Source organism: Desulfurobacterium crinifex (genome assembly GCF_054656775.1).
Map to the genome: position 1 here is coordinate 1,146,149 of NZ_BAAHXO010000004.1, position 26,131 is coordinate 1,172,279.

19 protein-coding genes are annotated in these 26,131 nt (G+C 41.1%); 12 read left to right on the forward strand and 7 right to left on the reverse strand.

Going from position 1 to position 26,131, the window contains the following annotated elements; translation table 11 throughout:
- Window positions 1-149 precede the first annotated feature (149 nt).
- Window positions 150-2,093 carry a DUF505 domain-containing protein gene (locus ACYQ3A_RS08000; protein WP_459896721.1) on the forward strand — a complete coding sequence of 648 codons (1,944 nt, stop codon included), beginning with the start codon at window positions 150-152 and terminating at the stop codon, window positions 2,091-2,093.
- A 47-nt stretch (window positions 2,094-2,140) separates the two neighbouring features.
- Window positions 2,141-3,214, forward strand: a complete 1,074-nt coding sequence (locus ACYQ3A_RS08005) for a type 2 periplasmic-binding domain-containing protein (protein WP_459896723.1) — start codon at window positions 2,141-2,143, stop codon at window positions 3,212-3,214.
- A 25-nt stretch (window positions 3,215-3,239) separates the two neighbouring features.
- Here ACYQ3A_RS08005 and ACYQ3A_RS08010 read toward each other — a convergent pair whose 3' ends face one another.
- The 4 genes from ACYQ3A_RS08010 to ACYQ3A_RS08025 are packed head-to-tail and all read right to left on the reverse strand — an operon-like array spanning window position 3,240 to window position 7,717.
- On the reverse strand, window positions 3,240-4,418 hold the full coding sequence (locus tag ACYQ3A_RS08010; protein ID WP_459896725.1) for an RtcB family protein: 1,179 nt from the start codon (window positions 4,416-4,418) through the stop codon (window positions 3,240-3,242).
- Window positions 4,415-5,218 (reverse strand): ATP-binding protein, encoded by an 804-nt coding sequence (locus ACYQ3A_RS08015; RefSeq protein ID WP_459896727.1) that lies wholly within the window; start codon window positions 5,216-5,218, stop codon window positions 4,415-4,417. The genes ACYQ3A_RS08010 and ACYQ3A_RS08015 overlap by 4 nt, the downstream gene beginning before the upstream one ends.
- Before the next feature lie 57 nt (window positions 5,219-5,275).
- Window positions 5,276-7,177 carry an anaerobic carbon-monoxide dehydrogenase catalytic subunit gene (gene cooS, locus ACYQ3A_RS08020; RefSeq protein WP_459896729.1) on the reverse strand — a complete coding sequence of 634 codons (1,902 nt, stop codon included), beginning with the start codon at window positions 7,175-7,177 and terminating at the stop codon, window positions 5,276-5,278.
- Between the two features lie 9 nt (window positions 7,178-7,186).
- A complete protein-coding gene (locus tag ACYQ3A_RS08025) occupies window positions 7,187-7,717 on the reverse strand; it encodes a 4Fe-4S dicluster domain-containing protein (RefSeq protein ID WP_459896731.1) in 531 nt (176 codons plus the stop codon).
- Between the two features lie 527 nt (window positions 7,718-8,244).
- Between ACYQ3A_RS08025 and ACYQ3A_RS08030 the strand changes: the two genes are divergently transcribed.
- From ACYQ3A_RS08030 to ACYQ3A_RS08065, 8 genes are all read left to right on the forward strand, one after another.
- Complete coding sequence (locus ACYQ3A_RS08030; RefSeq protein WP_459896733.1) at window positions 8,245-10,197, forward strand: aconitate hydratase; 1,953 nt, start codon at window positions 8,245-8,247, stop codon at window positions 10,195-10,197.
- Window positions 10,198-10,259: 62 nt separating this feature from the next.
- On the forward strand, window positions 10,260-12,467 hold the full coding sequence (locus tag ACYQ3A_RS08035; RefSeq protein WP_459896735.1) for an NADP-dependent isocitrate dehydrogenase: 2,208 nt from the start codon (window positions 10,260-10,262) through the stop codon (window positions 12,465-12,467).
- Window positions 12,468-12,522: 55 nt separating this feature from the next.
- Window positions 12,523-13,824, forward strand: coding sequence for an ATP citrate lyase citrate-binding domain-containing protein (locus ACYQ3A_RS08040; protein ID WP_459896737.1), 1,302 nt, complete (start codon window positions 12,523-12,525; stop codon window positions 13,822-13,824).
- 15 nt (window positions 13,825-13,839) lie between these two features.
- Complete coding sequence (locus ACYQ3A_RS08045) at window positions 13,840-15,690, forward strand: citrate/2-methylcitrate synthase (protein ID WP_459896739.1); 1,851 nt, start codon at window positions 13,840-13,842, stop codon at window positions 15,688-15,690.
- Between the two features lie 516 nt (window positions 15,691-16,206).
- The gene (locus ACYQ3A_RS08050) at window positions 16,207-16,803 is read left to right on the forward strand and encodes a class I SAM-dependent methyltransferase (RefSeq protein WP_459896741.1); all 597 of its coding nucleotides are present in this window, start codon (window positions 16,207-16,209) and stop codon (window positions 16,801-16,803) included.
- 596 nt (window positions 16,804-17,399) lie between these two features.
- Window positions 17,400-18,662 carry an HlyD family secretion protein gene (locus ACYQ3A_RS08055; protein WP_459896743.1) on the forward strand — a complete coding sequence of 421 codons (1,263 nt, stop codon included), beginning with the start codon at window positions 17,400-17,402 and terminating at the stop codon, window positions 18,660-18,662.
- Between the two features lie 2 nt (window positions 18,663-18,664).
- Window positions 18,665-20,230, forward strand: coding sequence for a DHA2 family efflux MFS transporter permease subunit (locus ACYQ3A_RS08060; RefSeq protein ID WP_459896745.1), 1,566 nt, complete (start codon window positions 18,665-18,667; stop codon window positions 20,228-20,230).
- The gene (locus tag ACYQ3A_RS08065) at window positions 20,178-21,467 is read left to right on the forward strand and encodes a TolC family protein (RefSeq protein WP_459896747.1); all 1,290 of its coding nucleotides are present in this window, start codon (window positions 20,178-20,180) and stop codon (window positions 21,465-21,467) included. The genes ACYQ3A_RS08060 and ACYQ3A_RS08065 overlap by 53 nt, the downstream gene beginning before the upstream one ends.
- 35 nt (window positions 21,468-21,502) lie before the next feature.
- Here ACYQ3A_RS08065 and ligA read toward each other — a convergent pair whose 3' ends face one another.
- A complete protein-coding gene (gene ligA, locus ACYQ3A_RS08070) occupies window positions 21,503-23,674 on the reverse strand; it encodes an NAD-dependent DNA ligase LigA (protein ID WP_459896749.1) in 2,172 nt (723 codons plus the stop codon).
- Window positions 23,675-23,824: 150 nt separating this feature from the next.
- Here ligA and ACYQ3A_RS08075 point away from each other — a divergent pair, with 150 nt between their 5' ends.
- Both ACYQ3A_RS08075 and ACYQ3A_RS08080 read left to right on the forward strand, forming a co-directional pair.
- Window positions 23,825-24,127, forward strand: coding sequence for a DUF1848 family protein (locus ACYQ3A_RS08075; protein ID WP_459896751.1), 303 nt, complete (start codon window positions 23,825-23,827; stop codon window positions 24,125-24,127).
- On the forward strand, window positions 24,099-24,653 hold the full coding sequence (locus tag ACYQ3A_RS08080) for a DUF1848 family protein (protein WP_459897443.1): 555 nt from the start codon (window positions 24,099-24,101) through the stop codon (window positions 24,651-24,653). The genes ACYQ3A_RS08075 and ACYQ3A_RS08080 overlap by 29 nt, the downstream gene beginning before the upstream one ends.
- 165 nt (window positions 24,654-24,818) lie before the next feature.
- Here ACYQ3A_RS08080 and ACYQ3A_RS08085 read toward each other — a convergent pair whose 3' ends face one another.
- The gene (locus tag ACYQ3A_RS08085; protein WP_459896753.1) at window positions 24,819-25,445 is read right to left on the reverse strand and encodes a hypothetical protein; all 627 of its coding nucleotides are present in this window, start codon (window positions 25,443-25,445) and stop codon (window positions 24,819-24,821) included.
- A complete protein-coding gene (gene ccsA, locus ACYQ3A_RS08090; protein WP_459896755.1) occupies window positions 25,435-26,121 on the reverse strand; it encodes a cytochrome c biogenesis protein CcsA in 687 nt (228 codons plus the stop codon). The genes ACYQ3A_RS08085 and ccsA overlap by 11 nt, the downstream gene beginning before the upstream one ends.
- Window positions 26,122-26,131 lie beyond the last annotated feature (10 nt).

Genomic DNA, 26,131 nt, shown 5'->3' on the forward strand with positions numbered 1-26,131 from the left:
GTTTTCTCTTAAATCATAAGGGAATTTTATGATTCAAACCGTCCAAGAACAATTCTTAATCCTCTCGATAAAAAAGCCTTTTAGTTGACTTAAAAAGGCGTTTGACATAATTTAAACTTTAGAGATAAATTAGAAAAAAGGAGGGAGAAATGATAATTAGAAAAGAACACGCGCTGGCACTTCTGAGAGTTAGGGAGGAGGAGCTCAACAATGCGCCAACCTGCCAGCTCTTTCTGAAGTCTGAAGAGCCACCGTTCATTGAGCTTGAAAGAATGAACCTTCTAAGAATGGAGAGACCTTTAGAATACTCACTTACATACTGGGGAAGAGCTCTTGCGAATATTCTTGATGACATGGTTCAAAAGGGACTCATTGAACACCCATCAAAGTGGGATGAGGGATTCAGGTGGCTTGGTTCTGAAGTCATTATGATGATTGAGACAGCTATCGAAAACGAAGACATTCCTGGTCCACTTACAGAGGGAGAGCTGGAAAAGAGAGGATTTATTGAAGAGAGAAAAGTTGAGAAGAAAGGAACGTTTAAGGCAATCAACAAATACGCTAAGGATATCTATGAAATCTTCAGAAACGCTCACCCAAGATTGATAATAGATAGAGAACTCTACCAGTACATAAAGGACATGCCAGCAGGACCTGCAGAGTCTTCAATGCTTCCAGCAGGTGGAAGATTTCCGCTTCTCATGGGAGCTATGAGACTTCTTGCATTTTCTGTTCCGACTTCTGACGTTTATGCTCTCACAGCTCTTGGCCAGGAGATTAAGAAAGCCTGCGAATACCTTGCTCCAAGCTATGAGACAGTAATCTCTGAAGACATTATGGATTCACTTGCTAAGGTTATTGATGAGGGGGTTGAAGCCCTTACAAACGAAGAGAAAGAAGTCCTTATGGCACTTGCCTACATCGATGGTGACGGTGAAATCCTTCCGGCTGGCGAACACCTCCTTGAGGCTTACAGGATCTGGAAGGAGAGAAGCTTTAAACCTGTTAAATCCATTAACGTTGAAATCCTCGATGCAGAGCTCCTCAAGGCTATTCAGGAGGTATGGAAACACCACGAAAGCGATCCAAGTGTAATGCCTACAGTTGATGAGCTTGTCCACTACATGTTTTACAAACCTGCCAAAGAGTATAAACATCTCCTTGAACATTACGGTAGAAGACTCTATCAGGACTTGGGTTATCAGAAGAAGGAAGAGATTAAAAACAAGTTTGCCGAAGTTAAGACAGTTGAGGAACTCTTTAAGAGCTTTTACGAAAAGGGCAATAAGTGGTATGAGAAGATGTATGACATCATCCAAGAGTCCCTCTACACACTTGAATCTTTCAACCTAATCCGTGCTGAGGAGAAGGAAGGAAAGAGAGTCCACTACCTGACAGAGTACGGTAAGAAAGTTCTTGAGGATATGGAAACAAGAGGAATGAGAGAAATTCCAGCCGTTGCAGTTAAGGCTATCACAATTGCAAACAAAGAGTTTGCCTCTCCAAACGTTGACTGGTACAAGAGAGGAGTTGATGCTCAGCTCATCGGTGGTGGTGAGGCAACGGAAGCTGGAAAGATGTACGCAGAAATGGCATACCAGATTAGAAGGCTTCCACACATCACAAGGTTTGAGCTTCAAGTTCTTCACAAACTCCCAGAGAAAGGTTTCTTCATTAAAGATGTTTATGAGCAGTTTGACGAAACCTGGAAAGAGGAAGTTGAGTATGCTCTCAACAAGCTTGAAGCTCGCGGTTACATAGACATCCTCCAGAACGAAGCCATCATCCTTACAGAAGCTGGAAAGTTAATCAAGCGTGCCCTTTCCGGAACTCCAGAGGGCTTTGCAAATCCAATTACACCTCTTGCAGTGAGAGTCCTTGAAGCACTGAGAAAAGTGGGTACTCTCTACGAGAAAGAGAAAAAGGTAAGGGTTCTTCCAAAGAACTTTGCAGATGCTATGAAACTTTCCGGTCTTGATCCAGATACTTTTGAGAAAGAGCTCATAGTCCTTAGAGCTTCAAACCTCATTGGAAAAAACAGCATCAACGAAGCAGGTCTCTTAATCCTTGAAGCTCTTGAAAAACTTAACTAAAAATCGGGGGCTCTGCCCCCTTCTTACTTGGATTCTGGGAGGGAGTCATGGGAAGGATTTACGGAAAAGTAGAAGGTCCTGAAGACGTTCGCCGTATCAACTGCATCATCAGAGATGAAATGCTTGAAGTTGAAACACCTGAACAGCTTACAGATCTCAAGAAACGTTCAGATTACCTCTGTACGCTCACATATTCTCCGTTCTGGCAAAAGAAATTCGGCTCAATGATTGAAGAGCTAAGGGAAGTTGTCCTTGAAGAAAACAGGATAACTGTAAGGCTTGCAAACTACATAGCTAAATATCACAACTGGAATAAGACCTACAATCCCTGGGGAAGCGACAATAAGACGATTGATGAAAGGTTAAAAGAAATTCCTGAAGCCATAACGAAGGAGATCTTTGAGAGTGTTGTTGATCTCAAACTCTCTCCAGAAATTCTCGAGGAGCTCAGGAAGAACTTCTGCGAAATCAGAAAGGCGATGGTACTTGCAGACAATGAGGAGCTCCTTGAGAAACTCAAGAAGCAGGGTGACCTGATTGTTGCGATAACAAGGCTTGATGACTTCAGAGAAAGATTTAAGGACATCCTTGATAAAATCGATGAACTGGTAGAAAAAGAAGAAGAGAAAAACGTTAAGCTTGCAAACATCATCGCGACTGTTAAGAATTGGCAGATCGAATTTGAAACCTGGACAGAAAACGAGGTTAGGGAAGACGAAACCCTTGAGCAGTACGTTCAAAGACTTCTCGAGGAAGAGGAAAAGGCCGAGAAGTATATTCCGACTGAAGCTAAGTATAAAGAAGGAAAAGTTCTCTGGCTTGTTTACTACCACAAAGGTAGAGATAGACACTATGCAAAGAGAATCTACTTCCCCGGGAGTGCTAAGGATATAGAGGTGGAAGAACCAGGTGAGTTTGAGAACAAGCTTGGTAAAAAAGTCTTTGGAGTAAGAATCAAATACAAGGCAAAAGTAGCTCCGGCAATAATCAGAATTGGAAAGAGAGTGATTCATCTTCCAGAAAGATGGGTTGAAAGGGTTAAGGTTGTTCCGCTTCCAGAAGAGGCTACAGATATTAAACTTGTTGAAGAAAGACCGGAATTTGCATATCCGGTTGCTTAATGAAGACTCCCCGAGAAGGGGAGTTTTATCCTTTTAAGTTGTATATCGGTTTCACAAACCTTTCTACTTCAACGGTTTTAGGTAAAAACTCCAGAATTTCATTTGGGTCTTTATAGGCAAAAGGAGCTTCGTCGAGTGTATCTTTGTTAACAGTTGTTGAAAATACCCCAGCCTCTTCGACGGCTTTCCTGAAGTCACTGACAGAGAACATCTCTTTTGCCTTTCTTCTGCTCAGCTTCCTTCCAGCCCCATGGGGTGCGGAAAGGTTGAGCTCTCTAACTCCTTTTCCTCTACCGATAATCAGTCCTGTTGTAAGGTTAAATGGAATTACTACCCTTTCATCTCTGTGGGCAGAGATTGCCCCCTTTCTCACGCACATATCCCTGTCAAGATCTATATAGTTGTGAACGCTTTTAATCAGCTTACTTTCAACAAACTCCTGTTTGAAGAACTCTTCAACTATCAGTTTCAAAATCATCCGTCTGTTTAAATCTGCGTACTTCTGAGCAAGTTTCATTGCTCGTAAATACTCCCTTCCTCCTTTGTTAAGTGGAAGGAATGAGAGGTCTGCTGGAATGTCGGAATAGCGTTTCTTTGTGTACTCTTTGGCTTTTCTCTGGAAGTGGTTGCAAACCCTAAGCCCAAGATTCCTTGAACCGGAGTGAACAGTCAGGTAGAGTTCCCCGCTTTCAGTATCGTAGCCCAGTTCTAAAAAGTGGTTACCACTACCAAGGGTTCCAACCTGCAAAATCGGTTCTTGAAGATCTATTTTGTAAGTATTTATAAGGATTGACTTGATTTCGGTGAGAAGTTCCTTATCCTCTTTTGAAAGAGGAAGTTTCTTGGCATTGGATTTCGTTCTTGATGTTAACCCTGTCGGTATTTTTCCCTTTACAAAGGCATCGAATTTCGGAAGATTTAACTCCTCTTTTGGACTTTCCTTATCTACTTTGATTCCCAAAGGATACGTGTAAACACCACAACCTATATCAACACCGACGATGTTCGGAATAACAACCTCGTCGAAGTAGCCAGTAAAACCAATGACACATCCCTTTCCAGCATGACAATCAGGCATTATGACAATCTTATCCCTGAAAAACGGTAGATCTTTTATCCTTTCTATCTGAGCCTTTACTTCAGGTTCAACTTCCTTAGCATAAATGTATATGGGAATGCGTCCTTCAATAATGATTGGTTTCAATTTCTACTCCCATTTTCAATTTTAATTATCTTCTTAGATAGAGCCTTTATATCTATATATATTGGGGATTTTTCTGAAATTGCATTAACGCCTTTCCCTTCATTTTCAATAGAAACGACGATTTCGTCAAATCTTACAAGATGACAGGAAATAGGGTTTGAGAAAACCTCCTTACAGAGAGAGGAAACTTCTTGAAAGTTATGTACCTTGTTTAATACAAGGAAAATGTTTTTTATACCGAGTTGTTTTCCCATTTCGATAAGTTTTCTCGCTATTATTAAAGACTTTAATGTTGACTCTGCTACACATATCATAACGTCGAATTTCTCAGCCAGTCCACGTCCAAATACTTCTGCCCCAGCTTCACTGTCAACAATTACAACATCTTTATCAGAAAGCAAAGCGTGTCTTAAAAAAGCTTTTGCTAAAGCCAATGCCGGACACAAACAACCTTCTTTGCTTTGTTCTATGCTTCCGACAACAACAAGTTTTAGATTGGGTTTTATTGTTATACCGTACTTTTCGGCTAAATCATCAACTTTTGGAGTTAATGAGAACAGAGATCCCCATCCCTCTCCTGGTTTTGCTCCAGTCCTTTCCTCTGCAAGCTTTTCATTTCGTGAAAGTGGAACAATTTCTAAAGCTTCTTCGAATGGAATTCCTATACTTTGAGCGAGATTGGGAACGGAATCTGTGTCCAAAGCCAGTATGTTATACCCTTTGTCTGCTAAGATATGAGCTAATAAAGCTGAAATTGTGGTTTTTCCAACTCCTCCTTTTCCAGCAACAAGTATCTTCATTTTAGTGCCTCTAATGATTAAATTGTGCTTTTTCTATAATCCCTTTAAAAGGAAAAGTCAAACAGACCACTTGAGTTTCTTCCTCCTCTCAGTTATCACATTGTAAATTGTTTCTGCTGCCTCTATTGGGTCCGGCTCAATGTAGAACTTTCCTCCGATGAGGTTTTCAATATCATCGGTGAGCAGCTTAGTTACTTTCTGGCTTCCAGATACCGGTGGAACTACGCCTAAGTGAGTGAATACACCGCTTGCAACGAAGTAAGTTCCAATTGATAATGCTTTTTCGCTCATCCATTCTGGAGCAGAACCAGCAACAGGCAAGTCTGGAATATCAACATTTAGAGCTTCTGACATTGTAGCAAACACTATCAGAATTCTCGAACAGTCAACACAACTTCCCATGTGTAGACATGGTGGAATGTCGAGAGCCTCACATATCGCCCTCAGCTTTGGACCGGCCAGTTCAGCAGCCTTTGGAGACATTAAACCTTCCATCGCTGCTGCAATTCCCCAGCAACCAGTCCCAACTACTAAGATGTCTCTCTTTATGAGCTCCTTGGTTAATGTTACATGGCTGTAATTGTGTTTGACCTTTGGATTGTTACACCCAACAACTCCGACAATTCCCTTAATTGTGCCTTCTTTGAGTGCATTTATGAGAGGTTCAAAAGTTCCTCCAAGAACTTCGAGAATTGCTTCAACGCTGAAACCTGCGACGACTTCACTCTTGTGTTTTGGAATGTAAACCTTTTCTTTTGGTCTGCTCTGGAAGTTTTCAACTGCAATCTTAACTATCTCCCTTGCAATTTCATCAGCCTTCTCTGGTTTGAACTCTACGTGTACTGCTCCGGGTATTTGGGCTTTGGGTTCGGTTGTGATTATCTTGGTGTGATAACAGCCAGCCACATCAACCAATGAGGGCATTAAACACTGATAATCAACGACCGTAGCTTCAACAGCACCTGTTATTATTGCCAGCTCCTGCATTAGAAAGTTTCCAGCCGAAGGAATGCCAAGCCTCATTAGAACTTCATTCCCGGTACAGCACATCCCTACAACGTTTACTCCCTCAGCTCCATATTTCTTAGCCAACTTTTGCATCTCTTCACTTTGAGCAACTTCAGCTATCTTCATTGACAGTATTGGATTGTGGCCATGGGCAACTATATTCACGTGATCTTCCTTGAGAACACCCAAGTTTGCAGTGGTTTTAATTGGCTTTGGCGTTCCAAAGAGGATGTCACTTAGATAAGTAGCCATCATTGAGCCACTCCATCCATCAGCGAGAGAAGTCCTCACACCGTAAAGGAGAAGAGAAGTTGGGTCTGCATCAACACCTATATGAGTCCTGTGCATACACTCACACACTTCCCTATCAATTGCCCTTGGTAGAACTCCAACTCTCTTCCAGATCTTAATTCTTTTCTTAGGTGCCGTTGCCATGAGCAACTTCAATGGTTCATTGTCGGGTTTTCCAAACTCCCATTCCAAGATGTGTGCAACTTCCAGGGCTATATCACTCTCGGTTTTTTCTTCAATATTGATGCCAAGAATTTGAGCCAATTTCCTAAGCTTTCCAATGTCCGTGAGCCTGTACCCCTTGAACTCTCCTGTTGCTGTTCCCTTAAAGACGCGGACAATGTCTCTTGCATGGTCGTTGTGTGCTGCGGCACCAGCTGCAATCATTCTCAAAATGTTCCTTGCAACTATTGTGTCGGCATCTGCTCCACAAACGCCTTTTGTTGGCCCAGCACCAAATGGGTCAATTCTGCATGGCCCCATGTTACAGTTTCTACAGCATACTCCAAGCAGTCCAAACCCACATTGGGGTTGCTGCTCTAAAAAGCGGTGCCAAGCGGTCTTTATCCCATCCTTTTCAGCCTTATCAATGAGGTCAGCAACTCCCTTGGTTTCAGAAACCTGCTTTGCAGGAACATTAGACTTTATCTGTTCTGCCATCATAACCACCTAAGAATACCACTTAACCTTAGAATAACTTGTATTAACATCTATTGGGCTGACTTTCTCCTTATTTTCCTTTTCTTCAATAACCGGCTCTATGTATACAATTCCTGGGGCTTTCAAGTCTGAGATAAGTTCCTCTGCTTTCTTTTTTCTATCCAGAATCTCTTCAAGAGTCCCAAATTTCAATGCCTTGGTAGGACAAGCTTCTACACATGCTGGCTCTCTGCCTTCCCTAAGTCTCTCAATACACAAATCGCACTTCAGAACAATCTTATATTCTGGCTCATACTTCAGATGTCCAGATTGACAACAGGCCCTAACACACATCAAACAGCCGACACACTTGTTGGCGTTGAGTATTACAAAACCATCTTCACTCTTCTTTATTGCCTTAGTTGGGCAGACTTTTATACATGGAGCATCTTCACAGTGTTGACACCTCAGTGGAACCTTGGAGGAATCAGCAACCACAACTTTTAACCTTGGCTTGGGTATTGGTTTTTCAGAGATTGCTTTGAACAGTGTTTTATTCACTGAGTGCTCTACTGCACAAGCTATTTCACAAGACCTACACCCCATGCACTTTTTGGGATCAATGTAGATGGTGGGCCTTTTTAAACTCGCTTTGAGAAGTGACATTGTTATCACCTTAAAATTGATGTTCTACTGTTAGTTCTGGACAAGTTCTATTGCCAGTAAGTATTTCTTTCCTCCTTTGTTTAAGGGCGGAAATATAAGGTCTGTGGGATTGTTCAAATATATGTGTTCTTTAGCCTTTCACACAGTCCCTTCCTGTATGGCAGTCAGGCATTGTAGCAATTTTGCCTCTGAAAAATGGGCGACCCTTTATTCCTTCTGTTTGAGCTTTTACTTCAGATTAAACTTCCTTGGCATAAATGTATATAGAAACTCGTTCTTCAAAGAGTGATTGGCTCCAATTTTTTCTCCTAATCGGACTTGAAATTTTTACAAGTTTTTTACATAATTTTTACAGCTTATTTAGAGAGCTTTTTTGAAGGGAATTTGTAAGCAATACAAAATTTAATCCATAAGGAGGAGAAATGGGCTTGAACATCGTCCAGAAGATTATCAAGACCCACCTTGTTGAAGGGGACATGACCCCTGGGAAGCCCATAGCTATCAGAATCGACCAGACACTCACACAGGATGCCACAGGAACAATGGCATACCTCCACTTTGAAGCTATGGGACTTCCAAAAGTTCAAACAGAACTTTCTGTATCTTACGTTGACCACAACACACTTCAGGCTGGTGGCCCTGAAAACGCAAACGACCACCTCTTCCTCCAGACAGCTGCTGCAAAGTTTGGAGTTTTCTTCAGCAAAGCTGGAAACGGTATCTGTCACCAGGTTCACCTTGAAAGATTTGCTGTTCCAGGAAAGACACTCCTTGGTTCAGACTCCCACACACCAACAGCAGGCGGTATTGGAATGCTTGCTATTGGTGCAGGTGGTATGGACGTTGCTCTTGCAATGGCTGGAGAACCTTTCTACCTCACAATGCCAAAGGTTGTTAGGGTTAACCTCTACGGAAAGCTCAGACCTTTCGTTTCAGCTAAGGACATTATCCTTGAGCTCCTCAGAAGACTTTCCGTTAAAGGCGGTGTTGGAAAGATCTTTGAATACGGTGGAGAGGGTGTTAAGTACCTTTCAGTTCCAGAAAGAGCAACTATTACAAATATGGGTGCTGAGCTTGGTGCTACAACATCTATCTTCCCAAGTGACGAGCAGACATACCTCTTCATGAAAGCTCAGGGAAGAGAATCCCAGTGGAGACCACTACAGGCTGACCCAGACGCTACATACGATGAAGTAATTGATATTGACCTTTCTGAGCTCGAGCCACTCATCGCTTGCCCACACATGCCTGACAACGTTAAGAAAGTTAAAGAAGTTGAAGGTCTAAGAGTTCATCAGGTTGCAATTGGTTCTTGTACAAACTCTTCCTACAGAGACCTCAAGACTGTAGGTGAAATGTTCAAGAGAACCGGAAAGATGGTACATCCGCTTGTTTCAGCTGCAATCTCTCCAGGTTCAAAGCAAGTTCTCAGAATGATGGATAAAGAAGGCTACTACGATGTGTTCCTGAGAGCTGGATTTAGAATTCTTGAGAACGCTTGTGGTCCATGTATCGGAATGGGATTTGCTCCACCATCTGGAGGAGTTTCTGTTAGAACATTCAACAGAAACTTCTACGGCCGTTCTGGTACAAAGGATGCAGAAGTTTACCTCGCTTCCCCAGAAACAGCAGCTGCAACTGCAATGAAGGGAGTTATTACAGACCCAAGAGACCTTGGAATTGAGGAGATTAAGGTATTCCTTCCAGAGAAGTTTGAGATTGACGACTCAATGATCTATGCTCCAGCTGCTGATCCAGATGAGGTTGAAATCTACAAAGGTCCTACAATCAACTATGTTGGTTATAAGGAGCCTCTTGGAGATAAGGTAGAGGGAGAAGTTCTCCTCAAAGTTGGTGATAACATTACAACAGACCACATCATTCCTGGTGGTGCAAAGATCCTCCCACTCCGTTCAAACATTCCTGCAATCTCTGAGTATGTTTACTCAGTTGTAGATGAAACATTTGCTCAAAGAGCTAAGGAGAAGGGTGGTGGATTCATCGTTGGTGGTGAAAACTACGGACAGGGTTCTTCAAGAGAGCACGCTGCAATTGGTCCAATGTATCTTGGAGTTAAGGCAGTAATCGCCAAGTCCTTTGCAAGAATCCACCATGCTAACCTTATCAACTTTGGAATTCTTCCACTTGTATTTGTTAACCCTGAAGACTACGACAAGATTGACCAAGGAGATCTTCTTGAGATAGATCTTTCAAACTTTGCTCCAGGAGAAGACAACATCATTACCGTAATCAACAGAACAAAGGGTATCTCCATTCCTACAAAGCACGGCCTCAACGAGAGACAGGTCAAGATCATCAAGGCTGGTGGCGTTCTCAAGTACGTTAAGGACAAGTTCGAAGGTAAACTTCAGTAATCTTTGGGGGGCTTGTCCCCCTTTCACCTGAAATTGAAATCAAAATGTGGAGGAGGATAAATATGGCAAAAAAGCCAACTATTATCTGGACAAAGGTTGACGAGGCTCCAGCACTTGCAACCTACTCACTTCTGCCAATTATGAGAGCCTTTGTAAAGCATGCAGACGTAGATATTGAAGTTAGAGATATCTCCCTTGCAGGAAGAATCCTTGCTCAGTTTGGATATGTTCCGGATGACCTTGCTTACCTTGGGGAGCTCGTTTGGAAGCCAGAAGCAAATATTATGAAGCTTCCTAACATCTCTGCTTCTGTTCCTCAGCTTATTGACGCTGTTAAAGAGCTCCAGTCCCAAGGATACGATCTCCCAGACTTCCCAGAGAACCCTCAAACTGAAGAAGAAAAAGAAATCAGAGCAAAGTACGACAAGTGTATCGGTAGTGTAGTTAACCCAGTTCTCAGACAGGGTAACTCCGACAGACGTGTTGCTCCACCTGTTAAGGAGTATGCCAAGAAACATCCTCACAGAATGAGAGATGTTTCTCCAAAGTCTGAAAGCTACGTTGCTCACATGAAGAGCGGTGATTTCTACGAACATGAAAAGTCTGTAACTCTCAGGAAAGATACAAAGATTCGTTACGAGTTTGTTGATAAAGAAGGAAACGTAACTGTTCTCAAAGAGATTGAAGTTGGAATGGGTGACGTCGTTGACGGAACCTACATGAGCAGAAAGAAGCTCAAAGAGTTCTTTGAAGAAGTTATTAATGATGCTAAGGAAAAAGATATTCTCTTCTCACTCCACGTTAAAGCTACAATGATGAGGGTTTCAGACCCTGCAATCTTTGGTGATGCAATCAGGGTTTATTACAAGGAACTTTTTGAAAAGCATGGAAAAGAGCTTGAAGAGATTGGATTTGACCCTAACAAAGGTCTCATTGACCTTGAAAACAAACTTTCTAAACTTCCAGCAGAAAAGCAAGAGGAAATCAAGAAAACAATAGAGGAAATTTACAAGAAGCAACCACGTCTTTACATGGTTGACTCAGATAACGGTATTACAAACCTTCACAGACCTAACGACGTTATCATTGACGCTTCTGTTCCTGCTGTTATCAAAAATGGACTCCAGGGCTGGGGACCAAGCGGAGAGACAGATGACTGTGTAATTACAATCCCAGACCGTTCCTACGCAACAATGTACAGCGAAATCGTTGAAGACATTAAAGTTCGCGGTCAATTCGATCCAACAAAGGTGGGAAGCGTTTCAAACGTTGGTCTTATGGCTATGAAAGCTGAAGAATACGGTTCCCACGATAAAACATTCTTCCCACCAGCAGATGGTGTTATCAGAATCGTTGATGAAGACGGAAACGTCCTCATGGAACATGAGGTTGAAGAAGGTGACATCTACAGAAGCTGCGTAACAAAGGATATTGCTATCCGCGACTGGGTTAAGCTTGCAGTTAACAGAGCTAAAGAGTCCGGTGAGCCAATCGTATTCTGGCTTGATCACATGAGAGCTCACGATAGACAGCTTATCGAGAAGGTAAAAGAAGAACTTCAAAAGTACGACCTTTCTGACGTTGAGTGGTACATCAAGCCTCCAAGAGAGGCAATGAAGTTTACACTTGAAAGATTCAGAAAAGGACTCAACACAATTTCCGTAACAGGAAACGTTCTCAGAGACTACCTCACAGACCTCTTCCCAATTATTGAAGTTGGAACAAGTGCGAGAGCTCTTTCCATTGTTCCTGAAATCGCCGGTGGTGGACTCTTTGAAACAGGTGCTGGTGGTTCTGCTCCAAAACACGTTCAGCAGTTTGTAAAAGAAGGACACCTCAGATGGGATAGCCTTGGAGAGTTCCTTGCATTTGTAGAAGCTCTCAAGCTTGCATACAAGCAATCAGGAAATAGTAACAAGAGAATCCTCATCATGGCAGATACTCTCTCTAAGGCTGTTGGTAAGTACCTTGACAACGACAAAACTCCAAAGAGAAAGGTTGGAGAGCTCGATACACGCGGTAGCCACTACTGGCTTGCACGTTACTGGGCAGAAGAGCTTGCTGCTCAAACAGAAGATGCTGAGCTTGCGAAAATTTTCGAACCTGTAGCAGCAGCTCTTATTGAGAACGAGGAAAAGATCCTCGAAGAAATTAGAGCAACTGAAGGTTCTCCAAAGGATATCGGTGGATACTATCACCCAGATGATGCAAAAGCTGAAGCAGCTATGAGACCAAGTGCAACATTCAACTCAATCATCGACTCCATTTAAAACAAAAATCCGGGGGGCTCCTGCCCCCTTTAACCACTTTAAAGGAGGTCAATTAATGGCTCAAAGAGGGATTAGGGAATACGACGGTAAAAGAATCCTTGCAGAGCACTGGAACGAGTACTTTGCTCCAGAGTTTGAGTACGACTTTAAATCAGTTCTTGTAACACCACAAACAGACCTCGATAAGCTTCCAGAAGAATATCCATGGCTTAAAGAATTACCACTTGTTGCAAAACCTGACATGCTCTTTGGTAAAAGGGGTAAGCTTGGACTTATTCTCTTTAAGAAGGAAAAGCCTTGTGATGTCGATTACGAAGCTGCAAAAGAGTGGATTAAGAAGAAAATGGAAGAAGATGTAGAGATTAAAGGAAAGAAAGGTAAACTTACTCACTTCCTCATTGAACCATGTGTTCCACACGCTCAGGAAGATGAATACTACGTTGCTATGACACTTGGTCAGGATGGTGACCACATCTTCATGTCTGCGTTTGGTGGAATTGACGTTGAAGAAAACTGGGACAAGGTAAGAGAAGTTGTTATTCCTGTTCTCGCAACAGATGAAGAAGCTGAAAAGCTTATTGAAGAAAACGTACCTGAAGAAATAAAGGATAAAGAGAAGTATGCTGACTTTGTAAAGAGACTCTACAAGTTCTTTAAAGACATGCACTTTGCATACCTTGAAATCAACCCTCTTGTTATGGTTGGAAATAAAATCTACCCACTTGACTTTGTAGGAAGACTTGACGATACAGCTCAGTTCTTGGTTGGTAGAAAGTGGGGTGAAATAGAGTTTCCAGCAGGATTTGGTGGAGAGCTTACACCAGAAGAGAAGTACATTAAGGAAATGGACGAAAAGTCCGGTGCTTCACTTAAACTCACAATTCTTAACCCAGAAGGTAGAATCTGGACTCTCGTTGCTGGTGGTGGAGCATCTGTAGTTTATGCAGATACTGTTGCAGACCTTGGATACGTTAATGAGCTTGCAAACTACGGTGAGTACTCCGGTAACCCATCAAGGGCTGAAACAAGGGAGTACGTTAAGACTGTTCTCGACCTTATGACAAGAAAGAAAGATCCTCAAGGAAGACCAAAGATCCTAATTATCGGTGGTGCTATTGCTAACTTCACAGATGTTGCTAAGACATTCGACGGAATCATTGACGCTTTCAAAGAGTATGCTGATAAGATGAAAGAAGTTGGAGTGAAAATCTACGTACGTCGTGGAGGACCTAACTACGAAGTTGGTCTTGCAAGAATCAAAAAAGCTGCAGAAGAGCTTGGTCTTCCAATAGAAGTTTACGGTCCTGAAACGCACATTACAGCAATTGTTAAAAAAGCTCTCACAGAGAATCCTTAATACGGAGGAGAGATAATGGGCAGACCTGATTACGTACTTTTTGACAGAAATACAAAGGCTATTTTCTGGAACCTAAACAGAAATGCTATCCAGAGAATGCTTGACTACGACTATACAGTTGGAAGAACTCCTTCTATCGTTGCAATAGTTGCTCCTACTCAAAACAGAAAGTTTGAGAAGTTCTTCTTTGGAACTCAAGAGATAATGATTCCTATCTACAAGTCCACTGTAGAGGCTGCTGAAAAGCATCCTGAAGCTGACGTTCTCGTTAACTTTGCGTCTTTCAGAACTGCTTACAATGTAACAATTGAAGCTCTTAACATTCCAACTATTAGAACAGTAGCTATTACTGCTGAAGGTATTCCAGAAAGACTTGCAAGAGATATGGCTCATAAAGCCAAGCAGCTTGGAAAGTGGATTATTGGTCCTGCTACTGTTGGTGGTATTGCTGCTGGTGCGTTCAGAATTGGAAACGCTGGTGGAACAATTGAAAACATCGTTAAGTCAAAACTCCACAGACCTGGCTCCTGTGGTCTTGTTACAAGGTCAGGAGGTCTCTTTAACGAGCTTTCAAACATCATTGCAAGAAACGCTGACGGTATCGTAGAAGGTATTGCTATTGGTGGTGACAGATTCCCAGGTTCAGATTTCCTCGACCACCTCATCAGATTCCAGAAGAACCCTCAAGTTAAGTACATGATAATGCTTGGTGAAGTTGGTGGTGAGCTTGAATACAAAGTCGCTGAAGCTATCAAGTCAGGGCTTATCACAAAGCCTGTAATTGCATGGTGTATTGGTACTATTGCAAAGCACTTTGGTGGAGAAGTTCAGTTCGGTCACGCCGGTGCTAAGGCTGGTGCTGACAGAGAAACAGCAGATGCTAAGAATAGAGCTCTCAAGGAAGCTGGTGCTATCGTTCCAGACTCTTTCAACGACTTCCCAGAAGTTATTAGAGAAGTTTACGAAGACCTCAAGAGGAAAGGTGAAATTGGCGAGATTGAAGAACCAGAAGTTCCACCAGTTCCAGAGGATTACGCAAAAGCTGTTAAGGCTGGAAAAGTTAGAAGACCTACAAACTTCATCTGTACAATTTCCGACGATAGAGGAGAAGAAGCTACATACTGTGGCATTCCAATTTCTGAAGTTGTTGAAAAGGACTACTCAATTGCTGACGTTATCGGTCTCCTCTGGTTCAAGAAGAAGTTCCCAGCATGGGCTTCAAAGTTCATTGATATGGTAATCAAGGTTGTTGCTGACCACGGTCCTGCGGTTTCCGGTGCTCACAACGCAAAAGTAACTGCAAGAGCTGGAAAAGACCTCATGTCCTGTCTTGCTACAGGTATTCTTACAATTGGACCAAGGTTTGGTGGTGCTATTGACGGTGCTGCCAAGTACTTCAAGATGGCAAAAGAAAAAGGAATGGATCCTTACGAGTTTGTTGATTACATGAAGAACGTTGAGAAGATACCAATTCCTGGTATTGGACACAGAATTAAGTCAACAAAGAACCCTGACAAGAGGGTTGAGCTTCTCAAGAACTTCGCAAAAGAGAACTTCCCATCAACAGAGCTCCTCGACTACGCTCTTGAAGTTGAAAAGGTTACAACAGCTAAGAAAGAAAACCTCATCCTCAACGTTGACGGTACAATCGGTGTTCTCCTTGTAGATATGTTCAGAAACCTTGGTTACACGGATGAGGAAATCGACGAGCTCATCAACGCTGGAGCTTTCAACGCATTCTTCGTCCTCGGAAGATCTATTGGATTTATCGGACATATCCTCGACGAAAAACGCCTCGCTATGCCACTTTACAGGCATCCATGGGATGATATTCTTTACGACGTCAAGAGACCTGAAGAAGCTTAATATCGGGGGACTTTCGTCCCCCTTTTTTCAAAAAAACTACCTGATGAATAAACACCAAGAAAAGAAAAAATAAGTGAACTTGTATTTTCTATTTCCTCCAGCATTCCTTATCCTTGAAAAAGGTGCAAATTCTCCATAATCCACAAATTTTTAGAATACATGAGCTCAAGATCAATTTTTTAAACTTTGTAATTTCGAGAAAAACCAGTTAATGAAGAATTACCAATGCTTTTTAATCTTAATTGTACTTGGTCTTGGCATACTGCTTAGGTTTCATATAAATTATAGGCTGTATCAGGATTCCTTTCGTAAAAACACTTCTCTGTTCCGCTGTGTTTTTTCAACAATCATTGTCCAGCTATTTCTTTGAGCATGTCTGGTAAAATTTCCACTACTTCCAATTTTGGGGTTTAGAACTTTGGGATTTGGGTATGTTCCCCAGTAGGTTATTCCATTCTCTCGGCTTACGTAAAATCTCATACACTACCACAAGATGGATAGAGGTATAAAATGAGTATGTTTGACGAGCTTGCAAAGAACTGGGATGAGAAGCCTTTAAGAGTAGAAAATGCAAGAAGAATAGGACAAGGCATTATTGATAATATTCCTGTAGATAAAAACTGGAGAGTTTTGGATTTCGGAACAGGGACAGGACTTCTGACATTCTATATTCAACCCTATGTCAAAGAAATAGACGCTATAGATAACTCAAAGGGGATGCTTGAGGTTTTACAGGAAAAAGCGAGAAAAGTAGGAGTTTCAAATATAAATCCAGTTTTTAAAGACCTTGAAAAGGATGAACTTGGAGATGAGGAATATGACCTTGTTGTGAGTAGTATGAGACTTCACCATATAGAAGATGTGGAATCCTTATTGTGGAAATTAAAAAAATCTTTGAAAGAAGGTGGATATATAGCTATTGCTGATTTAGAGGAAGAAGAAGGAGATTTCCATTCTGATAATGAAGGCGTTTATCATTTTGGTTTTTCCAAAGAAAAAATGAAGGAGTATTATGAAAAAATAGGATTTAAGGATATAAAGATCTTTACTGTTAATATAATAAACAAAAACAACAAGGAATACCCTGTATTCCTTGCAATAGGAAGGAAATGAATGGAGTGCCGCACAACTGTGTAAATTCTTACTTTACTATAAAAGAGGGGGATAGATAAAAAGGAAGCCTAACATCCAAAGAAGATGTAAAGCCTTTATTCAGCAAGCTGAGAGTGTCTTGATCAGTATTCAGGTTCAAATAACCGCAAAAATTGTTTAATGCTTGAAATAGTCAAAAGGCTATTGAAGAAAAGGATTCCTTTGGGGCTGTTAATACCATTGTTGACTTTTTTCAAGAGAACAGGTCTTTTTTTTGGTATATTTATGATAGAGTTAGGAAGTTCATTCATGATAGATACAGAAAGTTTAGCTTATCTTAGTGCAGAGATTACGCTAAAAAGCTTTCAAAAGTTGTTGAAAGAGAATTGAAAGGGGATATTTAAGAAGTTAAATCCGGAGGGGATATTCCTCCTTATTTCAAGTGCCCCTGCAAACATTGACTGCTTTCGTTTAAGAGGTTTTATAGATATGAAACTGGAAGAGGTTAAAGGATTCGTCTTAGAAGTGTTTCTCACACAACTTCTTGACAGAAATTAGAATCTGATTTATGCTTTTGATACACTGAACAGTGATTCAATGTTCAACGAGGTGAAATCATGAGGAAACTTTTTTCTTTAGTGGGAATTTTTCTCATAGGATTGGTAACTCTCTGGCTCTTTTACTACTTCTACCTCCGTTATGTCTACGTCATTACTGATGATGCATTTCAGATGGCGGATGTTGTTTCTGTTTCTACTCAGGACGTTTCAGGGAAAGTAATAAAACTCTTTAAGAGAGAATATGAACCTGTAAAGGAGGGAGAACCTCTCTTTAAAGTTGACGACTCTATCTACAGGAAGGATGTAGATGCTTTAAAGGCAAAACTTGAAAGCCTGAAAGCAAAGAGAGAGGAACTTCTAAAGAAATTGAGCAGGTTAAAGGAGCAGATTCCTGCAAGCGTGAAAATAAATCAAGAAAATTTAAAAGCCTTAGAGAAAAAATTACAGCAGTTAGAACATCAGGAGCTTTTAGAAAAAACCAACTATGAAACTTCTGTTGAAAAGGCAAAGAGTGAAGTAAGGGCTGCCGAGAAAGGGGTTGAAGCTGCAAAAGCTTCCCTTGACCACTGGAAGAATCAGTATGAGAGGTACAGTAGACTTTACCAGAGAAGGGTAATTTCACGAGAACAGTTTGAAGAAGTGGAACTGGGATACAAAGAGGCACTCCATGGCTTTGAAACAGCTAAAACCCGTCTTCAGGCTGCAAAAGAGAATTTAAAGAGTGCGAAAGCTTTAAAGAACAGGGTCGAGATTGTTAAGAAACAACAGGAAGAGATCAGAAATAGGATAAAAAGCCTGAGGGAACAGATAAAAATCTCAAAGGCAGATCTTAAGAAAATTGAGGAGTTGAACTATTCTATACAGCAGCTTGAAGAAGAGATAAAGTCAACAGAACACCAGCTTGAAAAAGTCGAGATTCTCCTTTCACACACTCTTGTGAAATCTCCTGTAAAGGGATTTATAGCAAAGAAGTGGAAGGAGAAAGGAGACTTTGTTTCTCCAGGTCTTCCTGTTTATTCCGTTTACAATCCTGAAAGCTTTTATGTTCTTGCCTGGGTTGAAGAGGATAAAGTCAGGGATATAAAGGTTGGTAATAGAGTAAAAGCTGAGGTTGAAACCTGCAAGGAGGCTTTTAAAGGAAAGGTCTCTTCAATTGGCACTTCTGCAGGTTCAATCTTTTCGTTGATTCCAAGAGATACATCTCAGGGTGAGTACACGAGGGTAACACAGAGAATTCCTGTAAAGATTGAGCTCGAAGATGTTCCTCTAAGGTGTATAAAGCCTGGAACCAACGTTACTGTTTATATTGAAAAGAGGTAGTTGTGGATAGAAAGGTTTACTTTCTTTCGGCACTAATCGTTGCCGGAATGTTCATGACTCTCCTTGATACGACGATCGTTGACATTGTTCTACCTCACATGATGAGTGCATTTGAAGCAGAGCCAGACGATATTCAGTGGGTAATCACTTCTTACATGATAGCTTCTGCAGTTGCAATGCCTGTTGTTGGATGGCTTGGAGGAAAACTTGGACACAGAAATACTTACCTTTTAGGAATAGGGCTTTTCACACTGATGAGTGCACTCTGCGGAATTGCACCGAATCTTGAAACAATGATTCTTGGGAGGATTCTTCAAGGAGTTGGTGAAGGAATAGCCGTTCCAATGAGTATGGCTTTACTCTTTGAGCTCTTCCCTCCTGAGAAAAGAGGAATGGCAATGGGAATGTTTGCCCTTGGAGCTACTTTTGGACCCTCCCTTGGTCCAACGCTTGGTGGATACTTGACTGAACATCTTGACTGGAGATGGGTTTTCTACGTCAACCTCCTTCCAGGAATTCTTGTTGTATACCTCCTCATGCTCTTGATGAAAGATGATAGAAAAGAGCATGCAGAGAACGGAAAACTGGACGTTTTGGGATTTACTCTCTTGGCCATTTCTCTTTCTTCGCTTATTACAGCCCTCTCTAAGGGAAACGACTGGGGATGGAGTGATGAGAAGACAATTCTCTTTCTTTATACATTTTTTGTTTCCTCTATTCTCTTTATTTTTGTTGAGTTAAAAGTTGAGAATCCACTTGTAAATCTGAATCTCTTCAAGTTCAAATTTTTCCGATATCCTGTTCTTTCACTTACTCTTTTTGGAATGGGTGTCTATGCTTCTTACTTTCTTCTTCCCCTCTACCTTGAGAAACTTAGGGAGTTTCCCACCATAGACGCCGGGGAGATTCTCTTCTGGCCTGCCGCTGCAACTGGAGTTGTTAGCATGATTTCTGGAATTCTCATGGACAGAAAAATCATAAGCCATAAAACCTCAATCATTATGGGTATTATAATTTTTATCTATGGAACCCACCTTCAAAGCAGACTCGATCTGGCGATGGGGAAGAGCCAGATAATCCTTCTCCTCCTTCCCTGGGGAATGGGAATGGGCTTTTTCTTCCCTGCACTTTCTCAAGTGTCACTTGGAAACTTTAAAGGGGAGTTTTTAAGGCAGGCTTCAGCGCTTCAGAACCTGTTAAGGCTTGTTGGCGGAAGCGTTGGTACAGCGATATCGACCCACATCCTCATATCTTCTCAAGATGGACATCTTCTCAGGATGGCTGAGAAATCTTCCTGGTATTCACCGCAGTTTACAGAGTTTGTTGCAAAGCTTAAAAGTTATTTTTACTACCTCCAGTCAACTCCGGAACTTCTTCTCAATGAAAAAGCTAAAGCCTTTGTTGGAATGCTCTTTCAAAAGCATGCATTCTGGCACTCTTTCGGAGATGCCTTTTTCTTTGCGAGCGTTTGCGGTATTCTAACTTTAATCCCTGCTCTTTTGATGGAGGAGAAAATTGAAGAAGCTACTTCTTCTGATGGTTCTAATACCATCCCTGTCAATGGCTGAGACAGTTAAAGACTTAAAATCTCTCTTAAAAATTGCAGTTGAGAACAATCCTGAAATCAAAATCTCGAAAAAGGAGAGGGAGATTTCAAACTATCAGTTCAAAGAAGCTGTTGGAAAATTCCTGCCTACTGTGAAGTTTCAATACACAAAAACTTCTCTTTCAGATGTTCCGGCCTATACAATGAGTCTTCCAGGACTTCCTACGATGGAATTCTCAATTATGGAAAAGAACTTTTACACTTTGAACCTCAATCTTACACAGCCGCTCTTTACCGGAGGAAAGCTTACCTACAACTTAAAGATGAAAGAGGAACTCAAAACTGCTTCCTTTTATCAGTTTCAGGAAACAGTTCTAAAAGTTCTGACAGAGATAAAGAAGGACTACTACACTCTTTCCGAAGCTAAGTCAGCCGTTGAGATAGCAGAAAGCTATCTGAAAGCTGCAAGGGAACATCTGAAAAATGTTAAAGCCTTCTTTGATGAGGGAATCGTTCCAAGGAGAGATTTTCTTGAAGCAGAGGTGCGCGTTAGAGATGCTGAAGAACAGCTTGAAAACGCAAGGAGGGCTTACAGGGTTGCTCTTGAGAAGTTGAGGAGTGATGCTGGAAGAAATGATATAGAAGTTGAGGTGGGAGAACTTGAATATTTACATAGCAACTTTACTGAAAAGGAGCTTCTTAAAGCAGCTTTTGAGAATAGACCTCTCCTCAAGTATCTTGAAAACCTGAAGAAGGGTGCAGATTACGGTGTGAAGCTCTCCTATTCTCAGTTTCTTCCAGACATTGTTCTCAGTCTTTCCTACGATAGAACCGATCAGTATCCAATGAACGGAAACTTTGACAGGACTGCTGTTGGGATAGCTGTTCAGTTTCCAATTTTTGAAGGAGCTCAAAGGTTCTGGAAGGTAAAAGAGGCAAAGGCGCAAAAGGCGAAAGCTGAACTTTCAATTAAGAAAGCTAAGGATTTAGTAAGGCTTCAGGTTATCTCTGCCTATACAGCTCTAAAGACAGCAGAGGCAAGGATTAAAACTGCAAAAATGATGGTTGAAGAGGCAGAGGAGCTCCTGAAAGACTCTAAGGAACGTTATAGAGAGCATGTTGGAACTTCCACAGAGGTAACAGATGCAATTGCCTACTATGTAAAGGCTAAGGGTTATTTGAACTCAGCCCTTGCAGACTACAATAGAGCTCTTGCAGACCTTGAATATGCTGTTGGAAAGAGTTTGACGAAACCTTAACTTTTCTTTGACAGTAAGAACATAGCCCGAAGGCCTTAGAGGAGTCCTTTCTCCTCTAAGATTTTTTTAACCTCCGGGTTATCCTTTGAAAACTCCTTAAGCATCTTCAAGAACTCTTCTTCGTTTAGTATTTTAATGCCAAGCTTTTGAGCCTTTGCAAACTTTGAGCCGGGGTTCTCTCCTACAACAACAAAACTCGTCTTCTTCGTAACGGAGTTTGTAGGATTTCCACCTAAAAGGCTGATGATGTGTTGGGCTTCTTTCCTTGTAAAGTGTTCAAGCTCTCCGGTGAACACAACGTTCTGTCCCGCAAGAGGTTGAGGAAGTTCTCTTTCCTTTTCTTCCTCTTCTGTTCTCTTAAAGTAAAAACCTGCTTCCTCAAGCTTTTTAATCATTTCAACGTTCTGTTCAGCCTTGAAGAAGTTCTTTATGCTGGTTGCCGTAATTGGTCCAATACCCGGAATGGAGGCAAGCTCAGAGAAAGAAGCGTTCATAAGCTCGTTTATATCCTCAAACTTTTGGGCAAGAAGTTGAGCTGTTTTCTCTCCAACGTGTCTTATGCCAAGAGCTGTTAGCTTTTTCCAGAATGGGGCATCTTTCGATTTTTCTATCTGTTTCAGTAAGTTCTCTGTCTTCTTAACTCCCCATCCTGGAAGTTTTATTAGATCATTTCTGTCAAGGTAGTAGAGCTCTGAAATCGATTTGACGAGACCTTTTTTCAGCAAGATGTTTGCAGTTGACTCCCCAAGACCTTTTATGTCTAAGACTTTTCCCCAGTAGATGAGGTGTTCTTTCAACTGGGCTGGACAGTTGATGTTTGGACATCTTGGAACAGCTTCGTCTAACTCTTTAACAATTGGAGCTCCACAGACCGGACAGTGAGCGGGAACCTCTACCGGTTTCTCCTCTCCAGTTCTCCTCTCCTTTACAGGGGCAACGATGTAAGGAATCGTTTCGCCGGCTCTTTCAACGATTACATAGTCACCAATTCTAATATCCTTCTGTTTGATGAAATCGGGGTTAAAAAGAGATGCTCTTGAAACAATCACTCCTCCAACTTCTACAGGCTCAAGGATCGCCACAGGAGTTAGAGCTCCTGTTCTTCCAACCTGCCACACAATGTCTATCAGCTTTGTAACAGCCTGCTTTGCAGGGAACTTATAGGCAACAGCCCACCTTGGATGGTGCATCGTCTCGCCTAAAACGTTCCAGGCACAGATATCGTTAACTTTTACAACCATTCCATCTGCTTCAAAGTCCCACAACTCCCTTTCTTCCTGAGCCTGTAGAACCGTTTCAATAACCTCATCTATATTTTTACAAACCTTTTGAATGTGAGGAGTCTTAAAACCACACTCTGCAAGAAGTTTGAGAGCTTCAGACTGGGTTTTAATATCATCACAAAGTTTCTTTGGTTCAGAATAGAGTATCTGATAGGTGTAGCAGTCAAGACCTCTTTTTGCAACCTCCGACGGATTTTTAAGTCTCAGAGTTCCTGCAGCCGCATTTCTCGGGTTCGCAAAGAGAGTTAGTCCCTGTCTTTCTCTCTTTTTATTGAGCCTTTCAAAAACACTCTTTGGCATTATCACTTCACCACGGATTGAAATACGCTTTATGCCGTGCTCAGAAAAGGGTGCTCTCAGAGGTATGGTCTTTATCGTCTTTATGTTCATTGTTATATCTTCACCAACAATTCCATCTCCTCTTGTCACACCCCTCTGGAGGAGGTCATCTTCATAGACAAGCTCAATGCTTGCACCGTCGAACTTTGGTTCAACGATGTATTCAACCTCATCCTTTGCAAGGAGCTGTTTAACTCTCCTATCCCACTCTCTCAAGTCTTCTGGAGAGTATGTATTCTCTAAGGAGATCATTTCTGCGAGGTGTTTGACCTTTTCAAATTCACCTGTGAATGCGGGAGCAATCCTCTGAGTAGGAGAATCGGGAGTGGCTATCTCAGGGTGAGCTTTTTCCAAATCTTCAAGGGCATGGAAAAGCTTATCGTACTGGTAATCCGAAATTACAGGATTTGCCAGAACGTAGTATTTATAGTCATGGTATCTGATTACTTTTCTCAGCTTTTCGGCTAACTCTCTTGCTTCTTCAGTTGAGAGTTTTTTCCAGTAATCTTTCTTTTTCCCTTCGAGGAGCTTCAGGAGTTCATCAGTTAGTTTCTGGAGCTCCCTCTCTTCGGCTACAGTGTACACTCTATCCTCCACTACATCTTAAAGTCAGAAGTTGTTAGTACAGAATAAAGAAATTATATTCAAAACGAAATACCGATTGAGGAGAGAAAAGCAATAACCATCTACCACAAAGACTGTGTTTTTCCTATACCAGAAAAGATAGAACAGGTTATGATAATAAGTGCAAGTAGAAGAACTGATATACCGGCATTTTATTCCGATTGGTTTATTCGTCGTCTTCAGGAAGGTTTTTTATATGTAAGAAATCCCTTTAATTTTCGACAAATTTTCAAGATTATTCTCTCACCGAATATTGTTGAATGCATCGTTTTCTGGTCAAAAAATCCTGCTCCTCTTCTCAAGAAAATACATCTGATAGACAGGCTGGGATATAAATACTATTTTCAGTTTACAATTACATCTTATGATTCTTCTATTGAAAAAAATGTTCCAGAAAAAAAAAGAAGTTATTGAAACATTTATAAAATTGTCAGAAAAAATAGGGAAACATAAAGTCATCTGGAGATATGACCCTATATTTCTTACGGATAAATTTGACATAAATTACCATCTCAAATGGTTTGAATATCTCGCAAGTAAGCTCTCAAAGTATACGAATAAGTGTATAATAAGCTTTATTGATATGTATAAAAAATGTCAGAATAATATGAAAGATATTTATCTTAAGAATTTCAATGTTCATCAAAAAAGGATACTTGCTAAGAATCTGGCTGAGATTTCAAAAAGCTATGGTCTGAAAATAGAATCGTGTGCTGAAGATATAGATCTTGAAGAATTCGGGATAAAGCGTGGAAAATGCATAGATGATGCACTTATATCCCGAATTCTTGGCTTTCCAATCTCTGCGTCAAAGGATAAAAATCAGAGAAATGCGTGTGGATGTGTAGAAAGTATTGAATTGGTGCCTATAATACCTGCAAACATGCCTGTAAATATTGTTATGCAAATTACAGTCAGAGGATGGTTCAAAGAAATATAAAAGCTCATGAAGTAGGTTCTCCACTTATAACAGGAAAAATTACAGGCAATGAAAAAATCATAAATCGAAAGATTAAACCACTAAAAAAACAGCAACTCAGTTTGCTGGATATAATTGAGCAACGAAACACTCCAGTAGACGAATAACCACCACTGCTGAGCTTTATCACAACATCACAAGTGGAAGTAAGACCACCATTAGTATACTGAATATAAGAAGCAGATAAGGAAAAATCGTAAATTTCATGAATTTTACCTCAACAACCGGAATTCCCATCTCAAACTTTACGTCTTCAATCCAGACGTTTCCAAGTTTTGAAAGGAGCGGTGAGTTGTAGGAAACATCGCCTTTCACTTCTCCATTTTCATTTTTGAGCCAGAATTTTCCAGTTATGTTTATCGTTTTCCTATCAAACCTTAAATCTTCTAATGCCACAACAGTTTCTCCAGCCTTTACATAACTTCCGGGGTAGAGATAGAACTCCTCAGTTTTCGTGTAGAAAGGAAAAGAGAGGATGAGAAGAAGCGTAATTCCCGTTACCAAATGAAAGAAAAGGGAGACTTTCTTTCGTTTTAAGTTGCAATAGATGGTTTGAATCGAAATCAAAAGAAAAACAACCCCAAGGGATAGAATTGAGAGCTTTAGCGGAAGTGAAAAATCCTGGAAGAACTTTAATACATCCGTTTCGTGGATCGTTCTGTTAGACATTGAGACCACGGAAAACGCTGAAACGAAAAAGAGAAGAGTAAAAATCCCAAACAGCTTAACAGATTTCAGCACTTTAGAAACCATGAGTTCCCCCAAATAGGAAATTGACTCCAAGGAATGTAAAAAGAACTACTAAACCACCAATCAGAGTCAAAATGTTCCTTAGTTTTGCGAACTCTTTATCAAACTTTAAGTGAACCAGAAGTGAAAAGTAAAGCCACATGAAGAGAGAGAAGAGAGATTTAGGCTCAAGGGGAAAAAGATCTCCCCAGGCAAGGAAAGCCCAGACACCTCCGACAACAAGTGAAAGAGTAAAGAGGAAAAGCCCCCATTTCACAACAGATTCAGTTTTATAATCCTTACCGAACAGGTTGAAAGCCGCAAAGATTGAAGCTATTAGGAACAGGGAGTAGGAGAACATTGCAGTCCCAACGTGGATAAAGAAAAGAGGAGTCCTGATTATTGGCGGTATCTCCTTGAATCCTGTTTTGAAAAAGAGAAGCGGTAAGGTAAAGAGAAGTGCCAATCCAAAGGTTATTCTGTTTGAAACTTTTAGGAAGAAGGAAACTATTTGAAAGAGAAGGGAAAAGAGAAGTATCGTGTCAAAGGGATTGAAAATTGGCGGATAACCAGTAAGAAAGCTTCTGTAGATGAGAACTACAGTTAAGATGAGTGAGGAAGCCAAAAGTAAAAACCTGTTTTCCCTGACAATTGCCAGGAGAAGCAGAAGAATAGAAGCTACTATCCCTATTTTCTCCATGTCGCCTCCA

Bases quoted from the DNA above. Each gene is read 5' to 3' on its own strand.
- ACYQ3A_RS08000 (WP_459896721.1), top strand. From the start codon at position 150: ATGATAATTAGAAAAGAACACGCGCTGGCACTTCTGAGAGTTAGGGAG.
- ACYQ3A_RS08005 (WP_459896723.1), top strand. From the start codon at position 2,141: ATGGGAAGGATTTACGGAAAAGTAGAAGGTCCTGAAGACGTTCGCCGT.
- ACYQ3A_RS08015 (WP_459896727.1), bottom strand. From the start codon at position 5,218: ATGAAGATACTTGTTGCTGGAAAAGGAGGAGTTGGAAAAACCACAATT.
- cooS (WP_459896729.1), bottom strand. From the start codon at position 7,177: ATGGCAGAACAGATAAAGTCTAATGTTCCTGCAAAGCAGGTTTCTGAA.
- ACYQ3A_RS08030 (WP_459896733.1), top strand. From the start codon at position 8,245: ATGGGCTTGAACATCGTCCAGAAGATTATCAAGACCCACCTTGTTGAA.
- ACYQ3A_RS08035 (WP_459896735.1), top strand. From the start codon at position 10,260: ATGGCAAAAAAGCCAACTATTATCTGGACAAAGGTTGACGAGGCTCCA.
- ACYQ3A_RS08040 (WP_459896737.1), top strand. From the start codon at position 12,523: ATGGCTCAAAGAGGGATTAGGGAATACGACGGTAAAAGAATCCTTGCA.
- ACYQ3A_RS08045 (WP_459896739.1), top strand. From the start codon at position 13,840: ATGGGCAGACCTGATTACGTACTTTTTGACAGAAATACAAAGGCTATT.
- ACYQ3A_RS08050 (WP_459896741.1), top strand. From the start codon at position 16,207: ATGTTTGACGAGCTTGCAAAGAACTGGGATGAGAAGCCTTTAAGAGTA.
- ACYQ3A_RS08055 (WP_459896743.1), top strand. From the start codon at position 17,400: ATGAGGAAACTTTTTTCTTTAGTGGGAATTTTTCTCATAGGATTGGTA.
- ACYQ3A_RS08075 (WP_459896751.1), top strand. From the start codon at position 23,825: ATGATAATAAGTGCAAGTAGAAGAACTGATATACCGGCATTTTATTCC.
- ACYQ3A_RS08080 (WP_459897443.1), top strand. From the start codon at position 24,099: ATGTTCCAGAAAAAAAAAGAAGTTATTGAAACATTTATAAAATTGTCA.
- ACYQ3A_RS08085 (WP_459896753.1), bottom strand. From the start codon at position 25,445: ATGGTTTCTAAAGTGCTGAAATCTGTTAAGCTGTTTGGGATTTTTACT.
- ccsA (WP_459896755.1), bottom strand. From the start codon at position 26,121: ATGGAGAAAATAGGGATAGTAGCTTCTATTCTTCTGCTTCTCCTGGCA.